Source organism: Salimicrobium salexigens (assembly GCF_900156705.1).
GTDB classification, from domain to species: Bacteria; Bacillota; Bacilli; order Bacillales; family Halobacillaceae; genus Salimicrobium; species Salimicrobium album.
In genome coordinates this window covers 47,156-62,743 of record NZ_FTOK01000002.1, presented here as the reverse complement: position 1 = coordinate 62,743, position 15,588 = coordinate 47,156, and the positions used below count along the sequence as shown (strand labels likewise).

The window sequence follows — 15,588 nt, the reverse complement described above, 5'->3', positions numbered from 1 at the left end:
TGAGCTATTTTTATCCTGTTTTTTACTGTCTCAGACGTGCATTGTGTTTTGCGGCAACGGCTTCCAATATTGCACCGTGTGCTTCTTCCACTTCTTTATCTTTTAATGTTCGTTCCGGATTTTGATAGAGCAGTCGGAAAGCAATCGATTTTTCTCCGGGATCGAGGTGTTCACCCTGATATACATCAAATACCCGCACCTGTTTAATGAGAGGAGCACCGGTTGTGACGATAGTCTCTTCGATCTCTCCAGCCGAGGTCTTTTCGCCTACTACAAGTGCAATATCCCTGGATACGGAAGGGTATTTAGGTATTTTTACAAACGTTTCCTCTTTTTCATACCGATTCAGCAGCAGATCCATATTCAGATCGAAAACGTACGTTTCTTTCAGGTCATGTTTTTTCTGGTAGCGGGGGTGCACCTGTCCCATGAAACCTATCGTCTTTCCGTTACAGACCACGAGAGCAGTCCGACCCGGATGCATGCCCTGTACGTCTCCTTTCACATAAGTGAAAGAAAGACCAAGACGGCCGGCCAGCTCTTCCACGATACCTTTGACTACGAAAAAGTCTGCCTCTTTCTTCTCCTGCTGCCACGGATTCGTAACCCACTCGCCGGAAACAGCCCCCGCTGCACGAAGAACTTCTTTTGGCTGCTGCACGTGCTCGTCTTCTCTGCTTATAAACACTTTCCCGAGTTCATAGTACGCAAGATTCTGCTGCTGTCTTGCAGTATTATAACTGTGAGTTCTTAAAAGCTCCGGCAGAATACTCAGACGTAAGTGACTGTGGTCCTCACTCATCGGCATGGCCAGACGTATCGCCCCGTGCTGTTCATCTTCCAGCTCAGGACTGATCATTTCTTCAGCCGATTCTTTATCTGTCAGTGAATAAGTGATCGTTTCACTTAACCCGGCCCCTTCAAGAAACGTTTTAACGTTTCTTTTCAGTCGCTGCTCTTCTGTAAGACCACCTGCCTGGCCGGAACCCTCCGGAAGAGTGTAAGGTATATGATCATACCCATAAATGCGCGCCGTCTCTTCCAGCATATCTTCAAATATCGAAATATCAAAACGGCGGGACGGAACCTGCACATCAAAAACGCCTTTCTTTTCTTCATACTCGAACTGCAGGCGTCGCAGAACGTTCTTCACATCCTGTACTTCCATTTTCGTACCGAGCCGATCATTGAGCCTGGACGTCTCCATGCGGATGACCGTTTCTTTGCGATTCAAGTGGTCTTCTTCAGCTGTGCCTTTCAATATTGTCGCCCCGGCGTATTTCTGCAACAGTTCACACGCTCTTTCCCCGGCCTGAGCAACGCGGTTAACGTCCAGTCCTTTTTCAAAACGTACGCTGGATTCACTGCGTAACTCGTGGTCATTTGCACTTCGTCTCACTACCTGAGGGTCGAAGTACGCAGCTTCGAGAAGTAAATCAGTAGTACCTTCGTGCACTTCGGATTCTTTACCTCCCATAACCCCGGCGAGGGCATGGGCTTTCTCTCCATTGGTGATGACCAGGTGATGAGGGGAAAGCGTCCGCATCTTGCCGTCCAGGGTCTCCAAAGTTTCCCCCTCCTCGGCATAGCGAGTAACAATCACATCACTGTTGAAACGGTCACGGTCGAAAGCGTGAAGGGGCTGCCCATACTCAAGGAGAACGTAGTTCGTGATATCCACTACGTTATTGACGGGTCTTGTGCCGGCAGCCATGAGACGATTCTTCAACCACAGCGGCGACTCTTTCACTTCAACATCCTGCACAACGAAAGCCCCATAATACGGGTTCGCTTCTTTATCTACAATTTCTACCGCTACGTCTGAGTCCGCTTTATCTTTCGCTTCCTCATAGGAAGGACGCTCGAGCGTGTAATTCCGAGCAAGAGCAGCTGCCGTTTCGTAAGCCATCCCCACCATGCTCAGGACATCGGCACGGTTCGGTGTCACGTCAAGTTCAAGAACAGAATCATCCAGGTTCAGAAGTTTCACTGCGTCTTCTCCCGTTTCTGTATCCTCAGGAAAAACGAAGATGCCGTCTTTGAAAGCTTCCGGCACATCCTCCTCGTTCACCCCGAGTTCCTGAAGGGAACAGATCATTCCATTTGATTCTTCCCCGCGCAATTTCGTTTTTTTGATTTTGAAGTTACCCGGAAGCACGGCTCCAGGCTTAGCTACAGCCACTTTCTGTCCTGCTTTTACGTTAGGGGCACCGCAGGCGATCTGCAGGGTCTCTTCTCCCGTGTCCACCTGACACAAAGAGAGTTTGTCCGCATCGGGGTGCTGCTCACAGCTGATGATATTCCCGACGACCACTCCCTGCGGCAGCTCTTCCGGTTCCGAGATACCGTCCACTTCAATCCCGGTTTTTGTTATAATTTCCGATAATTCTTCTGTCGTATAGCCGCTGATATCTACGAGCTCTTTCAGCCAGTTCAATGAAATAAGCATATTAATTCCTCCTTACGCGTTATGATATTGTTTCAGAAAACGTACGTCGTTCGTATAAAAATGACGGATGTCGTCAATTCCATGCTTCAGCATTGCAATCCGTTCAGGACCCATTCCGAAAGCGAATCCGGAATATTTTTCGGAATCGTATCCGGCCATTTCAAGAACGTTCGGATGCACCATACCTGCTCCGAGAATTTCTATCCAGCCGGTACCTTTACAGACGGAACACCCTTCTCCTCCGCAAACTTTACAGGAAATATCCATCTCTACAGAAGGTTCCGTAAAAGGGAAGAAACTCGGTCGCAGACGAATCATCCGTTCTTTTCCGAACATTTTAGCCGCAAATTCCTGCAATACCCCTTTCAAATCGCTCATCCGGACGTTTTCGTCGACAAGCAGCCCCTCGATCTGGGTGAACTGGTGGGAATGCGTGGCATCGTCGTTATCTCTCCGGTACACTTTCCCCGGACATATCATTTTCACGGGTTCTTTTCCGTTTTTTGCATTCATCGTTCTTGCCTGTACCGGAGACGTATGCGTACGCATCAGCAGCTCTTCGGTGATGTAGAACGTATCCTGCATATCACGGGCAGGATGGCCCTTAGGGAGATTTAATGCTTCGAAATTGTAGTAGTCCGTTTCCACTTCCGGACCTTCTTTGATTTCAAAACCCATCCCGATAAAAAGATCTTCAATCTCCTCAATAATCGAAGTGAGAAGATGCGGCCCGCCTACCTGGACCGGACGGCCGGGGAGGGTAACGTCAATGTCTTCATTTTTCAGCTGTTCTTCCAGGGCTTCGTCTTCAAGTCTGGACTGTTTTTCCTCAATGGCATCGGCAATTCTTTCTCTTACTTCATTTGCTAACTGGCCTATTACCGGACGCTCTTCTTTCGGCAATTTTCCCATACCCCTGAGCACTTCCGTTATCGGTCCCTTTTTACCTAAATATTCCACACGGACACTTTTCAATTCTTCAATGGTTTCCGCCTGCTCTACTTTCAGCAGTGCCTCCTGTTCGAGTTCCTGCAAACGTTCGTTCATTGTCCATACCTCCTTATAAATACAAAAACCCCGCCCCCCTGAAGAAGGGACGAGGTTCATGGTCGCGGTACCACCCTTGTTGACACAGTTGTGTCCACTTTGCGTAAGTTAACGGACCGTCATCCGGACACGACTGTGTCAGCTCAAGAGTGAAATTTCGGCAGTCGCTACGGCAGCAGCGTTTCCAGTCTGAGACGCTGCCTCCCTGTAACCGATATTGCGACTGTCTACTTTGCTCCGTCAAAGCTTTTACCTGTATAACTAATAAATAATTATAGGAAAATTGTAAAGTAAATGCAACTACTGATTCACAGCAAACATTAATATTCCTCCGGCCACAGCGACATTAAGCGATTCTGCTTCGCCGTATATCGGTATTTTCACTCTGTCGTCAGAAAGCCCGAGGAGTTCTTCCCTGACTCCATTCCCTTCATTGCCGAGGAGAATCGCTACTTTCTGCGGACGCTTCAGTTCCGAGTAATCACCGGCCCCGTGCAGGGCAGTCCCCCAAACGGCGACGCCTCTGCTTTTAAGTAAGGGAATCTCATCTTCCAGAGAGACTTCTATTACTTTCATGTCATGAAACATCGAACCCTGGGTCGCACGTACCACTTTATCGTTAAAACGATCTGCGCTTCCCCTGCCGATGAGTACTGCATCAAACCCCGCAGCATCTGCCGTCCGTATAAGAGTGCCGAGATTTCCGGGGTCCTGAATAGTATCAAGGAGAAGAAAACGCGATCCCGTCTCCACTCTCTCTTCTTTTTTATACACGACCGCCATAATCCCCTGCGGGGTCTCTGTCTCCGTAATCTCCTTCATTACCGCTTCACTTACAAGTTCCTTTTTCCCTTCATAAGAGACCGGCATGCGGGTCTCTTCCTGAACTATAAGTTCCTTCACTTCCCAGTCACTATTAACAACTTCTTCCACAAGGTGATAGCCTTCCACGAGGAAAAGTCCATACTGATCTCTGTATTTCTTCTTATGGAGTTTCTTCCACTCTTTCACTTTTTGATTTTTGACGGATGTTATCATTAGTTATTCCTCACTCTTTCCTTACTCTTACCGGTCATCGTTTACCAGCCGGTATTCTCAATTCTCACCGCAAAAGTAACAGGACCTCCCCCTTGGAAATGGAGCGGTCCTGTTCAGTATAATCAGTTGAACGTAATATTCTCGACAGTCTTAGTATCGAGGTTTTTAATCACTTCTACAATAATACTTACTGCGTTTTCGAAATCATCCCGGTGCAACATTGCAGCATGGGAATGGATATAACGGGTCGGTACTGTAATGGAGAGCGCCGGCACCCCATTATGGCTCAGATGAATGGATCCTGAGTCCGTACCGCCTGCAGCCATGGAATCGAACTGATAAGGGATATTATTCTTATCTGCCGTATCAGTCACAAAATCCCGCAGCCCTTTATGCGAAATCATGGAAGCGTCGTAAAGAATGATTTGAGGTCCTTCTCCCATTGAAGCCTGGGCATCTTTGTTCGTAACGCCAGGAGTATCACCGGCGATGCCGACGTCCACACCGAAAGCAATGTCAGGCTGGATCATGTTGGCAGCTGTCTTCGCACCTCTCAAGCCTACCTCTTCCTGAACTGTCCCTACACCGTAAACGATATTCGGGTGTTTTTCTTTTTTCAGGCGCTTCAATACTTCAATGGCAATTGCACAGCCGATCCGGTTGTCCCATGCTTTGGCAAGCAGCATTTTTTCGTTGTTCATCTGAGTGAACTCAAAATACGGGACAACGGAATCTCCAGGTTTCACTCCGAATTCAGCCGCTTCTTCTCTGGAGCCCGCACCGATATCGATAAACATATCCTTGATATCCACAGGTTTTTTACGCTGTTCTGCCGAAAGGATATGCGGGGGTTTCGAACCGATGACACCCGTTACGTCACCTTTTCCGGTCATTATTGTAACACGCTGGGCCAGCATCACCTGACTCCACCAGCCTCCTACTGTCTGGAAGTAGACGAACCCGTTCTCGTCCACACGCGTTACCATAAACCCTACTTCATCAAGATGGCCGGCCACCATCACTTTAGGGCCTTTCTTATCTCCGCGTTTCTCGGCAATCAGACTTCCGAGGTTGTCTGTGTATACGCTGTCCGCGTAGGGTTTTATGTACTGCTCCATCACGTCGCGGGCTTCTCTCTCATTACCCGGGACTCCTCTTGCATCCGTAAGATCTTTAAGCATCGTAAGCGTTTCGTCTTTCTTCGCCATCTTATTACCTCCTTTGAATTACTCCCTGTACATTATAAACCGAAGTCGAAAAAATCACAAAAATAACTCAATACCCACGGTCCTGACGATCGTAATTTTCATCATTTTTTTCGAGATAGGCCTGCTTCATATCTTCTTCAGAAATGTTCAGCGCAGCAGCAAGAGTTACGTACGCATCAAAAAGATTTTGATAAGCCTGCTTCGTTTTTTTACGTTTCCATTCTCCCAAACGTTGGTATACCGTTAGAAAGGCCTCCGTCCGGGAGGTGACATCGGAAATTTCCGCTGACTCGACATAACTGTTCAACTCTATTCCAAGGGAGAGCAGAAAATGAAGCCCGTCCACGTACTCTTCCTTGATGGTTTCATGATCACTTTCAGGTTTATTACTCCAGAATTTGAAACATCTCGTCTCGTTTGCCAGTTCCCCAAGTTCCACGTAAAAAGCCAGAGTCTTATGATCGACGACCGACTCTTTTTCTACATTTTTATGCTGCTCGATGTACTTATCCAGCTGCCGCTGGTATTCATAAAGTTCTGCCCAGTGCATTTTTCTCCTCCTTATCGTTACGTCGGGTGAAAACAGCGCTATCATTTTAAGAAATAGTTGAAACTTCTGCCCCTGTTCTCCCGTATCTCTACTATAAGCCTACAAGGGGACGATTACTATGATGGTCATTTTATTCAGAATACTTTTATTGGCTGCACTCCTGTTTCTCGTCTATACAATGGTGCAGCTGGCCAAAGATCCGAAACGGCAATTTAATACGGCTGTGGAACACCGCAGTTTTTATTTCGAAGATAACGAAGACAATCCGAAGCGCAATTTCTTTATCACTTACAAAGGAGCTATCTTTGAGGGTGAGAAATATGTCGGGGCTACGGAAGAGTCTTTCGAAGTGGTTTCCATTACAGTTTCCGCAAAAGAACCGGACAGGCTGACGGGGATGGAACGGGAAGATCTTTATTTTCTGGAAAAAGAAATTCTGATCCGTTATCCTCACGCCTCCATCGAATGGAAATATCCGATGAAAACATTGTTGCAACGACCGTTTGAAAAACAATAGAAAAACCTGCAGGAAAGTATGTTCTTACTTTGCCTTTTTTCATACCCGTCCACCCGTCCTGAAGAAATAACACTTGTAAAACTCTATCTAAACAGAAAGCCATCTCCTAAACCAGGGAGATGGCTTTCTTTCGTTCGAAAAATGCGTTTTATTTAAGAGCAGTTTTAGCCTGGTCTACAAGAGAAGTGAAGGCTGCTTCATCATTAACTGCAAGATCCGCAAGCATTTTGCGGTTCACTTCTACTTCTGCGAGTTTCAAACCGTGCATAAGACGACTGTAAGAAATGTCGTTCATGCGTGCTGCAGCGTTGATACGTGCGATCCACAGTTTACGGAAGTCACGTTTACGTTGACGACGGTCACGATACGCATACTGACCTGACTTCATTACCTGCTGTTTTGCTGTTTTAAATAGGGCGTGTTTCGAACCATAATAACCTTTAGCTAGCTTTAAGACACGTTTACGACGTTGACGTGTCACTGTTCCACCTTTAACGCGTGGCATAATAATCCCTCCTGATTGTGATACTTAAATTATTTTTTCGGAAGCATGTTCTTGATACGACGATAGTCTCCGTTAGATACGAGTGCATCTTTACGCAATTTACGCTTCTGTTTTTGAGACTTATTGGCAAACAGGTGGCTTGTGTACGCGTGGGAGCGTTTAACCTTCCCGTTACCTGTTTTCTTAAAGCGTTTCTGGGAGCCTTTATGAGTTCTCATTTTTGGCATATCCATTTCCTCCTTTAACTAGATGTCGGTTACTTGTTCTCGTTAAGTGGAGCAAGCATCATAAACATATTTCTGCCTTCCATCTTCGGCTTCGTTTCTACCTGCGCTACATCTTTACACTCATCAGCCATACGGTCAAGTACTTTTTGACCAAGTTCTTTGTGTGTGATGGCACGACCGCGGAAACGGATGGAAGCTTTCACTTTGTCCCCTTTGGAAAGGAACTTACGTGCGTTACGCAATTTCGTGTTGAAATCGTGTTCTTCGATACCCGGGCTCAGACGTACTTCTTTGAGTTTGATAGTCGTCTGTTTCTTACGGGCTTCTTTTTCTTTCTTCTGCTGTTCAAAGTGGTATTTCCCGTAATCCATGATCCGGCATACCGGCGGTTTCGCGTTAGGTGCAACCATAACGAGATCGAGTTCTGCATTCGCAGCAATGTCCAACGCTTCATTACGAGATTTGACACCAAGCTGGTCGCCATTTACGTCTATGAGACGAACTTCCTTGGCACGAATCTTCTCATTAATTAACGTCTTATCGTTTTTGCTAATATCTAGCCACCTCCAAATTATATTCGGAAAATCATAACAAGATCTGTCATCGACAAGTTGTTGATTCCATAAAAAAGTGCGGGTACATAACTGCACCCACACGTAGCCCTACTGAAAAGCAGGGAAATTGAACCTGCCAACTGCTCATTGAGCGTCGATCAGGTGAGAAGCGGGTGCTTCTTCTTGTCTCAGATCCGTTCATTCATTTACCTAATATATATTATCACCGAGTGCTTCCATTGTCAAACCTTTATTTTAAAGGAGCAGGAATGATCTGCCCCTCCCCCTCATTACTTCCGCAATAATTTATGATCTATCTCGTTTCTTACTTCTTCAATAAATGTGGAGACCTCTTTCGTTTCCGAATCCTGTTCTCCGTACCTGCGTACGTTCACAGAATCGGCTTCTATTTCTTTATCGCCGACGACAAGCTGGAACGGTATCTTTCCTGTCTGGGCCTCACGGATTTTATATCCGATTTTTTCGTTACGTTCATCAACGCTCACCCGGACTCCCGACTGACGCAGACGGTCTTCGAGCTGCTTGGCGTAATCCAGGTGGACGTCCGCCGAAACCGGGATAATCCGCGCCTGTTCAGGGGCAAGCCACGTCGGGAACGCTCCCTTATACTCCTCGATGAGGAAAGCTACGAATCTCTCCATTGTGGAGACAACACCGCGATGAATAACGACAGGGCGGTGGTCTTTGCCGTCTTCTCCGACATACGTGAGGTCGAACCTTTCCGGCAGGTGGAAGTCGAGCTGGACTGTGGAGAGCGTCTCATCTTTTCCGAGAGCCGTTTTCACCTGAACATCCAGTTTTGGACCGTAAAAAGCTGCCTCCCCGTCCGCTTCCACGTAATCAAGCTCCATTTCATCCATCGTTTCTTTCAGCATGGCCTGGGATTTATTCCACATCTCATCGTTATCCACATATTTCTCCTTGTCCTCAGGATCACGATAAGAGAGACGGAAGTAATAGTCGTTCAGGCCGAAATCGTGATACACCTCGCTGACTAGTCTGACCACGCGTTTAAACTCATCTTTCAGCTGATCAGGGCGGGCGAAGATGTGAGCGTCATTAAGCGTCATAGCCCGGACGCGCTGCAGCCCTGCAAGGGCGCCGGACATTTCGTGCCGGTGCATCGTACCCAGTTCCGCGATACGGACAGGCAGGTTCCGGTAGCTGTAGTATTCATTCTTATAGACCATCATATGATGCGGGCAGTTCATCGGCCGCAGTACGAGGTCCTCATTGTCCATCTCCATCGTAGGGAACATGTCCTCTTTGTAGTGATCCCAGTGTCCGCTCTTTTTGTACAGATCCACGCTTCCAAGAACCGGAGTATAGACGTGATTGTACCCCAGTCTCTCCTCCAGATCCACGATGTAACGCTCAATTGTACGACGGATCGTAGCACCGTTTGGAAGCCATAAAGGCAGCCCCTGTCCGACTTCCTGACTGACCGTGAAAATGCCGAGTTCCTTACCAAGCTTGCGGTGGTCCCTCTCTTTTGCCTCTTCTCTTAAACGAAGATATTCGTCAAGCTCTTCCTGTTTCTCAAAAGCTGTACCGTAAATACGCTGCAGCATTTTATTATCACTGTCTCCCCGCCAGTATGCACCTGAGATGTTGAGCAGTTTAAAGATCTTTATTTTGCTTGTCTGCGGAACATGAACACCGCGACAGAGATCGACGAACTCACCCTGCTGATAGAAACTGATCGTTTCTCCTTCAGGAATATCTTCTATAAGTTCCACTTTAAGGTCATCCCCAAGTTCTTTATACTTCTGTATCGCTTCTTCCCGGCTGAGTTCAAATCGCTTCACTTCCAAATTCTCATCAACGATCTTCTGCATTTCTTTCTCAATTACCGGCAGGTCCTCGGGAGTGACGGATGTATTCAGATCCATATCATAGTAGAAACCGTCTTCGATTACGGGACCTACTCCGAGATTAATATCCTCGCCAAACACCCTCTTCACGGCCTGAGCCATAAGGTGGGCGGTCGAGTGTCTTAACACTTCCACCCCTTCCGGATTTTTATACGTTACGATTTCGATGGAGGCGTCCCTGTCAATCGGGCGCCGTAAATCGTACATTTCGCCGTCAAGTTTTACAGCAAGCGCCTGTTTTTTCAACCCGGGAGAAATAGAGTGAGCTATTTCCTCACCTGTTATCCCCCGGTCGAAAGTTTTCTCGTTGCCATCCGGAAACTGGATACTGATCGATTCTGCCATTACTACCACTCCTTCTGTATAATAATTTTCCCCTAAATAAAATAACCCGCCCACAATTGCTTTCGCAAAAGGGGCGAGTTATCAACTCGCGGTTCCACCCATCATTCACGCCTTCTTGAGGCGTCTTCATTATCCTTAACGCAGATATACGCTGACTGCTACTCACAGTTCACAGTCAGAGCTCCGAGGTGGTAATTGATAATCCTTCCGGGAGAAGCTTCCAGCCGCGACTTCTCTCTCTGAACCACAGGTACTTTACCAATCATGTCCTCTTCAAAGCTTTCATTTATCATTATGTCGTTATTATAGCCCTCTCCCGCGGTTAAATCAAGCTTTCCTAACCATTTCTCCGGTTAGGACCGCTCACTTCCACCGGGTCGCTCAATTGACGGATTCTTTCAATGATCCTCGTCGCTTTCAAAGCACCCACTTCTCCTCTGTTCGTATGACCCATCACCTGTTCCAGTTCTTTAAGGGAGTAATTGGAAGTGAAGAAGACGGGAAGTCCTTCCATCATCCTGTGCTGCAGAATAGAGCCGAGTATTTCATCGCGGAACCAGGCGGATTGTGATTCTGCCCCAATGTCATCCAGCATTAGAACGGGTACTTTTTTGAAAGCATCCACTTTACTTGCAATAGAATCATCTTTAATCGAAGCTTTCATTTCCCTCACGAATTCCGGCATGTAAATCACCATAGTCTCGATGTTGTGATTACTGAGTTCATTGGCCAGAACTCCGAGAAAATACGTTTTCCCTACACCAAACAACCCGTGGAAGTACAGTCCTTTTTGAGGAAGTTTCTCCCCGAGCTGGTCCACGTAGGCCACAGTTTTCATTACTGCTTCATTTCTCTCCTCGCTGCCGGTGAAATCCAGTTTTTCCAACGTCGCTTCATGCAGCTCTTTAGGCATGTACAAACTTTTGACGAGGGAACGCTGTCTCTCTTCTCTTTCTTTTTTCACCTGTCTCGGACATTTGTCGTAAGCGATCTTCACTTCCTCTCCGTGAACTTCCACACGGGGCACGTAGCCGGGTAAGATGTTAATGCATTCGGCGCGGGAAGGACACTTCTCACAGGCCAGCGACTGGTTCTGATATTCGTGAAGTTTAATCAGGTTTTTCTCAGCCACTGTTCTCGTCAGTCCCTCTGTTTCTTCAATCAGTTTTTTGACCTCCGGAGCTTCGAGCACCTGCTGCCTTGCCTGATTCATGCGGTTTTTGAACGATTCGTTATCTCTCATCCATTTCTTCAAAGATTCCTGAATCGGTTCCACGTGGTTCACCTGCCTTTCCGTTTCTCGGTGATGCGTTGAATACGCTGGGCAATTTCTTCGCCGGAAGCACCCTGCTCTTCCTTATCCTCATGTCTCGGATAGGGCTCTTCCTTGTGTTTTTCCTGCTTATACCAGGCAGGGAGAACTTCGGAACTGCGCTTTTTCTTCATCCCTTTGTCCTTACTCCACTCCTGGTATTTCTTGTGTTCAGCTCTGGCCATATTCATAGCCTGATCTACCGTTTTCACGTTTTTTCGTGCCCAATGACTCGCAATTTTTTCAAGATAAGGTTTTGAGAGTTTCATATCCGTCTTGAGCAGTACGTAGTGGATCAGTACGTTCATTACGCCTTTTGGAAGACCCTGTTCCGTCATAACGTTCCTGATCAGTTTCACGTCCTGGTCCGTTGCTTTGTTTCCATTCGACATATCCTCGAGCAGTTCTTTTGGAGTAATGTTTTCGAGCATACTGATGAATTTCTCGTTTTTCGAAACGGGGCTATCCTTCTCTTTCCCCTGTTCTTCCTTTTTCTCTTCAAACTTTTCAGGAGCAGGTCCTGTTGGAACGTCACGCTGGCCGAGATCATGACAGGAGGCTTTCAACTCTTCTGTATCCAGCTCATTCTGCTCCGTAACCGACCACAGAACCGCCTTCTCCATATCCGTCGTACTTATATTATAGAGCACCGCCAGCTGATGTACGAGCCGGCTGTTTTCTTTTCCTAAAATTTTCCCGGCAGGAAGCATACGTTCCTGAAGGGCTTTCTGGATCCACTCAAGGTCTACGGCACTCTCCTTGAGAGCCACTCCCTGCTGCTGTACAGTCTCTTCCCCTGTGTCCATACCCTCCGGAAGAGAGGCTGCCGGAGAAAAGACGTCACTGAACGAAGCGGTGACTTCCATATACTCGTCCAGTTGCACAGAAGAAAACGAAAAAGCCTGCTTCAACTTATTGAATTTCTCCTCGCCTATTCTGTGGAGAAGCAGGAGGGAGAGCATATGGTCATTAAAAAACTGGAAAGCTGAGAAAGGAGGGACAAGATGGTACGCATAACTGATGCGATTTTCCTCTTCCTTCCTGAACGATTTCAGAAGACCGATCGCTTCAAGCTGAATTCTGGCTTCGTAGATCCTGTCGAGCGTCAGACCCGTATAGGTCATCAGCGCATGATGGGTCCGTTCCCCTTCATACAGCCTGGCTTCTCCTTCCAAAAATTGAAACAACGTTACAGCTTCGCGCCCTATAACGGGCTGATACAGATGAGTCAGCACCGTCGTTCTGTCTTCGAGACCAGGCGCACTTAAGGAAATATAACAATCTTTCGGATTCAGTTTTCCGATTCCTTTATTCATTGATCTCACTTCTTTCTGCCTGAGGAAACTGAAATTTCACCTGTGGTCTGATAGTCCGGAAGTTACACATATGAAGCTGCCTCCTGCTGAAAAAGAATGAGCCTGATGCGGCTCATTCTTTCTCTTCATGTTTGATCAGGTCTTTCAATTCATCAATGAAAACGTTGATATCCTTGAATTGACGATAAACAGAGGCAAAGCGGACATATGCTACTTCATCAATTTCGGAAAGATTCTTCATAACCATCTCTCCGATTTCTTTACTGTTCACTTCAGACACTCCGCGATTACGTAGTTCCTTTTCAATGTCATGAGTCACTGCTTCCAGGTCTTCAACAGCTACCGGACGCTTCTCGCAAGCCCGTATCAACCCTCTCATCAGTTTCTCACGGCTGAATTCCTCTCTCGTCCCCTCTTTTTTGACTACTATCAGTGGCACTTCTTCCACTCGTTCAAATGTAGTAAAGCGGAAATCGCAATTATCACATTCCCGGCGTCTTCTGATCGCATGCCCGTCTTCTATGGGACGGGAATCCAGCACTCTCGTATTTTTGTCACCACAGTTCGGGCATATCACCATTCATCATCTCCACTATTCAGAAGTATATGTATCTAAGTTTTTTCCACCACTGGTAATTTATCTTCCAGCTTTTCGTAAAACCGACTCACCAGTTTATGACTGTATCCGAAATCAAAAGGAAGAGCTGATTCTGTAGTCACTGAAAAATCGACAGCGCTCCTGTAGGGGCGGACCATGATAATTGTTACAACCACAAAAGCTTTCCTTCCATCCCTGTATTCCACCGTCAGTTCGCCGCGCTCTCTGGAAGAACCTTTTATTTTTGAAGGCGGCTGGAACATCTCTTCAACAATACTGAAAATTTCATCTTTGTTCGCTTTATAGTATTTCGTCTGCAACGATGAATCCGGATGATGATCTCTCGTCTCGGCGTGATCGGAAAAATATCTTGACATAAAATTTTTCACTTAGTCTTCTCCTCATCACTGGGTTTTTATACATATATCATTTTAACATGATTCCTTCCGTACCGAAACTGACTATACGCTCAGCCATTAAAAACGGCACCCCGACGAATTTCATTTATGTCATACTTACGGCACTTCAATCCTTCCACAATAGTATGGAAAGCTTCCTCCGGCTGCAGATGGTCGCCACACGTATAAATATCTATACTTGCATACCCGTGTTCCGGGAAGCTGTGAATAGTCAGATGTGACTCAGAAATCAGCACAACTCCGCTCACTCCCTGTGGAGCAAATTTGTGAAACGCAACTTCTCTTACTTCAGCACCGGCTTTCAAAGCTGCCCGTACAAATAATTTCTCAACATAGTCGATATCTTCGAGACAGGAAATATCACAGTTCCATAAGTCCCCAAGTATGTGTCTTCCCAATGTATTCATGACAGACCTCTTCTCCCTTTCATGCGTCAATCGAACTGAACATTCCCGTTACAGTCTCCCCCGCTGAGTGAACTCAGCAGGTCCACTGCCTTTTTGAAATCGTAACATCCCCCCGTAAAAAAAGGAAACCTCAAAGCGTTAGCTTTGAGGTCACGATACTTTTTGTTTTTTTTCGCTCATCAGTTGTTCTGCTACCATTTTCGTCAAATCGACAGTGCGTGCGGAGTATCCCCATTCGTTGTCGTACCAGGCAAGCACCTTCACTTTTCTGTCTCCTACCACCTGTGTAGTCAGACCATCGATGATGGAAGAGTAAGGTGAAGAGGTATAGTCGATTGAAACGAGGGGTTCGTCGGAATAGGAAAGAATATTTTTCATTCCGTCTTCACTCGCTCTTTTGAATGTTTCGTTTACATCTTCCTTAGTGACGTCTTCTTTCAAATCGACTACGAGATCGATAAGAGAAACGTTAGGCGTCGGCACGCGTAAGGCCATACCGTTAAGTTTCCCTTCAAGTTCGGGCACAACTTCCGAGATAGCTCTGGCTGCCCCGGTGGAAGTAGGGATGATCGACTGGGTGCATCCCCGGGCACGCCGCAAATCTTTATGCGGGTTGTCCAGATTCTGCTGGTCGTTGGTGAACGAGTGCACGGTGGTCATGAGACCGTCAACAATGCCGAACTCATCTTCGAGAATTTTCACTACCGGAGCAAGACAGTTCGTCGTGCAGGAAGCATTGGAAATTACGTGATGATTGTGGTGGTCGTATGCTTCATTGTTGACACCCATTACAATAGTAGCGTCAGCCTGTTTTCCGGGAGCCGTAATAATGACTTTTTCGGCACCGGCACTTAAATGTTTCGCAGCAGCATCTCTTTCCCGGAACTTACCGGTAGCTTCTATAACGACATCAATGCCCATTTGTCCCCACGGTAATTGAGCAGGGTCCCGTTCCTGGCAAAGAGCTATCTTATGATTATTGATGTACAGTGCCTCCTCCGTGTGATCGATGTCAGCATTCAGTTTCCCGTGTACGCTGTCATATTTAATCATATGAGCCAGCGTTTCCGGTGGATAGCTCGCATTTACAGCTGCCAATTCCACTGTATCATCGTCAATCAACTGTCTCAGGACCATCCGCCCGATTCTTCCAAGTCCGTTGATTGCTACTTTTGCTTTACCCATAAGTACCCCTCCATTG

16 protein-coding genes and 3 other annotated features are annotated in these 15,588 nt (G+C 46.8%); of the genes, 1 reads left to right on the top strand and 15 read right to left on the bottom strand.

Translation table 11 applies throughout. The annotated features are described in order from the left end of the window. Window positions 1–22 precede the first annotated feature (22 nt). The 5 genes from pheT to BW931_RS02505 all read right to left on the bottom strand — a co-directional run bounded on the left by pheT (window position 23) and on the right by BW931_RS02505 (window position 6,292). Complete coding sequence (pheT, locus tag BW931_RS02525; RefSeq protein ID WP_076569742.1) at window positions 23–2,449, bottom strand: phenylalanine--tRNA ligase subunit beta; 2,427 nt, start codon at window positions 2,447–2,449, stop codon at window positions 23–25. A gap of 12 nt (window positions 2,450–2,461) precedes the next feature. Further along, entirely contained in the window at window positions 2,462–3,496 is a 1,035-nt protein-coding gene (gene pheS, locus BW931_RS02520; RefSeq protein WP_076569740.1) for a phenylalanine--tRNA ligase subunit alpha, read from the bottom strand. Window positions 3,497–3,538: 42 nt separating this feature from the next. Further along, window positions 3,539–3,749: a binding site (T-box leader), on the bottom strand. Between the two features lie 47 nt (window positions 3,750–3,796). Next, window positions 3,797–4,534, bottom strand: a complete 738-nt coding sequence (locus BW931_RS02515; RefSeq protein WP_076569738.1) for a TrmH family RNA methyltransferase — start codon at window positions 4,532–4,534, stop codon at window positions 3,797–3,799. 122 nt (window positions 4,535–4,656) lie between these two features. Further along, window positions 4,657–5,742: a M42 family metallopeptidase gene (locus BW931_RS02510; protein WP_076569736.1), complete on the bottom strand. Its 1,086-nt coding sequence runs from the start codon at window positions 5,740–5,742 to the stop codon at window positions 4,657–4,659. A 67-nt stretch (window positions 5,743–5,809) separates the two neighbouring features. Next, complete coding sequence (locus BW931_RS02505) at window positions 5,810–6,292, bottom strand: dUTP diphosphatase (protein ID WP_008588603.1); 483 nt, start codon at window positions 6,290–6,292, stop codon at window positions 5,810–5,812. Between the two features lie 118 nt (window positions 6,293–6,410). On the opposite strand from BW931_RS02505, the gene BW931_RS02500 reads away from it, so the two are divergent. Next, entirely contained in the window at window positions 6,411–6,809 is a 399-nt protein-coding gene (locus BW931_RS02500) for a hypothetical protein (protein ID WP_008588602.1), read from the top strand. Between the two features lie 148 nt (window positions 6,810–6,957). Here BW931_RS02500 and rplT read toward each other — a convergent pair whose 3' ends face one another. From rplT to BW931_RS02450, 10 genes are all read right to left on the bottom strand, one after another. Continuing rightward, window positions 6,958–7,314 carry a 50S ribosomal protein L20 gene (gene rplT, locus BW931_RS02495; protein ID WP_076569734.1) on the bottom strand — a complete coding sequence of 119 codons (357 nt, stop codon included), beginning with the start codon at window positions 7,312–7,314 and terminating at the stop codon, window positions 6,958–6,960. 29 nt (window positions 7,315–7,343) lie between these two features. Further along, complete coding sequence (gene rpmI, locus BW931_RS02490; RefSeq protein ID WP_008588599.1) at window positions 7,344–7,541, bottom strand: 50S ribosomal protein L35; 198 nt, start codon at window positions 7,539–7,541, stop codon at window positions 7,344–7,346. Window positions 7,542–7,570: 29 nt separating this feature from the next. Continuing rightward, window positions 7,571–8,116: a translation initiation factor IF-3 gene (gene infC / locus BW931_RS02485; RefSeq protein WP_176765415.1), complete on the bottom strand. Its 546-nt coding sequence runs from the start codon at window positions 8,114–8,116 to the stop codon at window positions 7,571–7,573. A 43-nt stretch (window positions 8,117–8,159) separates the two neighbouring features. After that, window positions 8,160–8,286 (bottom strand) — a sequence feature (ribosomal protein L20 leader region). A gap of 99 nt (window positions 8,287–8,385) precedes the next feature. Continuing rightward, window positions 8,386–10,335: a threonine--tRNA ligase gene (gene thrS / locus BW931_RS02480; RefSeq protein WP_076569733.1), complete on the bottom strand. Its 1,950-nt coding sequence runs from the start codon at window positions 10,333–10,335 to the stop codon at window positions 8,386–8,388. A gap of 66 nt (window positions 10,336–10,401) precedes the next feature. After that, window positions 10,402–10,621 (bottom strand) — a binding site (T-box leader). Between the two features lie 51 nt (window positions 10,622–10,672). Then, window positions 10,673–11,611 carry a primosomal protein DnaI gene (gene dnaI / locus BW931_RS02475; RefSeq protein ID WP_076569731.1) on the bottom strand — a complete coding sequence of 313 codons (939 nt, stop codon included), beginning with the start codon at window positions 11,609–11,611 and terminating at the stop codon, window positions 10,673–10,675. 5 nt (window positions 11,612–11,616) lie between these two features. After that, window positions 11,617–12,963, bottom strand: a complete 1,347-nt coding sequence (locus tag BW931_RS02470; protein WP_076569730.1) for a replication initiation and membrane attachment family protein — start codon at window positions 12,961–12,963, stop codon at window positions 11,617–11,619. Between the two features lie 112 nt (window positions 12,964–13,075). Next, window positions 13,076–13,540, bottom strand: coding sequence for a transcriptional regulator NrdR (gene nrdR, locus BW931_RS02465; RefSeq protein WP_040609205.1), 465 nt, complete (start codon window positions 13,538–13,540; stop codon window positions 13,076–13,078). 35 nt (window positions 13,541–13,575) lie between these two features. Then, a complete protein-coding gene (locus tag BW931_RS02460; RefSeq protein ID WP_084193838.1) occupies window positions 13,576–13,950 on the bottom strand; it encodes a cytosolic protein in 375 nt (124 codons plus the stop codon). An 80-nt stretch (window positions 13,951–14,030) separates the two neighbouring features. Continuing rightward, entirely contained in the window at window positions 14,031–14,387 is a 357-nt protein-coding gene (gene speD, locus BW931_RS02455) for an adenosylmethionine decarboxylase (RefSeq protein WP_076569728.1), read from the bottom strand. A gap of 150 nt (window positions 14,388–14,537) precedes the next feature. Further along, the gene (locus BW931_RS02450) at window positions 14,538–15,572 is read right to left on the bottom strand and encodes a glyceraldehyde-3-phosphate dehydrogenase (RefSeq protein WP_008588581.1); all 1,035 of its coding nucleotides are present in this window, start codon (window positions 15,570–15,572) and stop codon (window positions 14,538–14,540) included. Between the last annotated feature and the right edge of the window lie 16 nt (window positions 15,573–15,588).

Excerpts from the sequence above, each read along its gene's own strand:
- rplT (WP_076569734.1), bottom strand. The coding sequence starts at position 7,314 with ATGCCACGCGTTAAAGGTGGAACAGTGACACGTCAACGTCGTAAACGT.
- rpmI (WP_008588599.1), bottom strand. The coding sequence starts at position 7,541 with ATGCCAAAAATGAGAACTCATAAAGGCTCCCAGAAACGCTTTAAGAAA.
- thrS (WP_076569733.1), bottom strand. The coding sequence starts at position 10,335 with ATGGCAGAATCGATCAGTATCCAGTTTCCGGATGGCAACGAGAAAACT.
- pheS (WP_076569740.1), bottom strand. The coding sequence starts at position 3,496 with ATGAACGAACGTTTGCAGGAACTCGAACAGGAGGCACTGCTGAAAGTA.
- speD (WP_076569728.1), bottom strand. The coding sequence starts at position 14,387 with ATGAATACATTGGGAAGACACATACTTGGGGACTTATGGAACTGTGAT.
- BW931_RS02505 (WP_008588603.1), bottom strand. The coding sequence starts at position 6,292 with ATGCACTGGGCAGAACTTTATGAATACCAGCGGCAGCTGGATAAGTAC.
- pheT (WP_076569742.1), bottom strand. The coding sequence starts at position 2,449 with ATGCTTATTTCATTGAACTGGCTGAAAGAGCTCGTAGATATCAGCGGC.
- BW931_RS02515 (WP_076569738.1), bottom strand. The coding sequence starts at position 4,534 with ATGATAACATCCGTCAAAAATCAAAAAGTGAAAGAGTGGAAGAAACTC.
- BW931_RS02500 (WP_008588602.1), top strand. The coding sequence starts at position 6,411 with ATGATGGTCATTTTATTCAGAATACTTTTATTGGCTGCACTCCTGTTT.
- BW931_RS02450 (WP_008588581.1), bottom strand. The coding sequence starts at position 15,572 with ATGGGTAAAGCAAAAGTAGCAATCAACGGACTTGGAAGAATCGGGCGG.
- BW931_RS02470 (WP_076569730.1), bottom strand. The coding sequence starts at position 12,963 with ATGAATAAAGGAATCGGAAAACTGAATCCGAAAGATTGTTATATTTCC.
- BW931_RS02510 (WP_076569736.1), bottom strand. The coding sequence starts at position 5,742 with ATGGCGAAGAAAGACGAAACGCTTACGATGCTTAAAGATCTTACGGAT.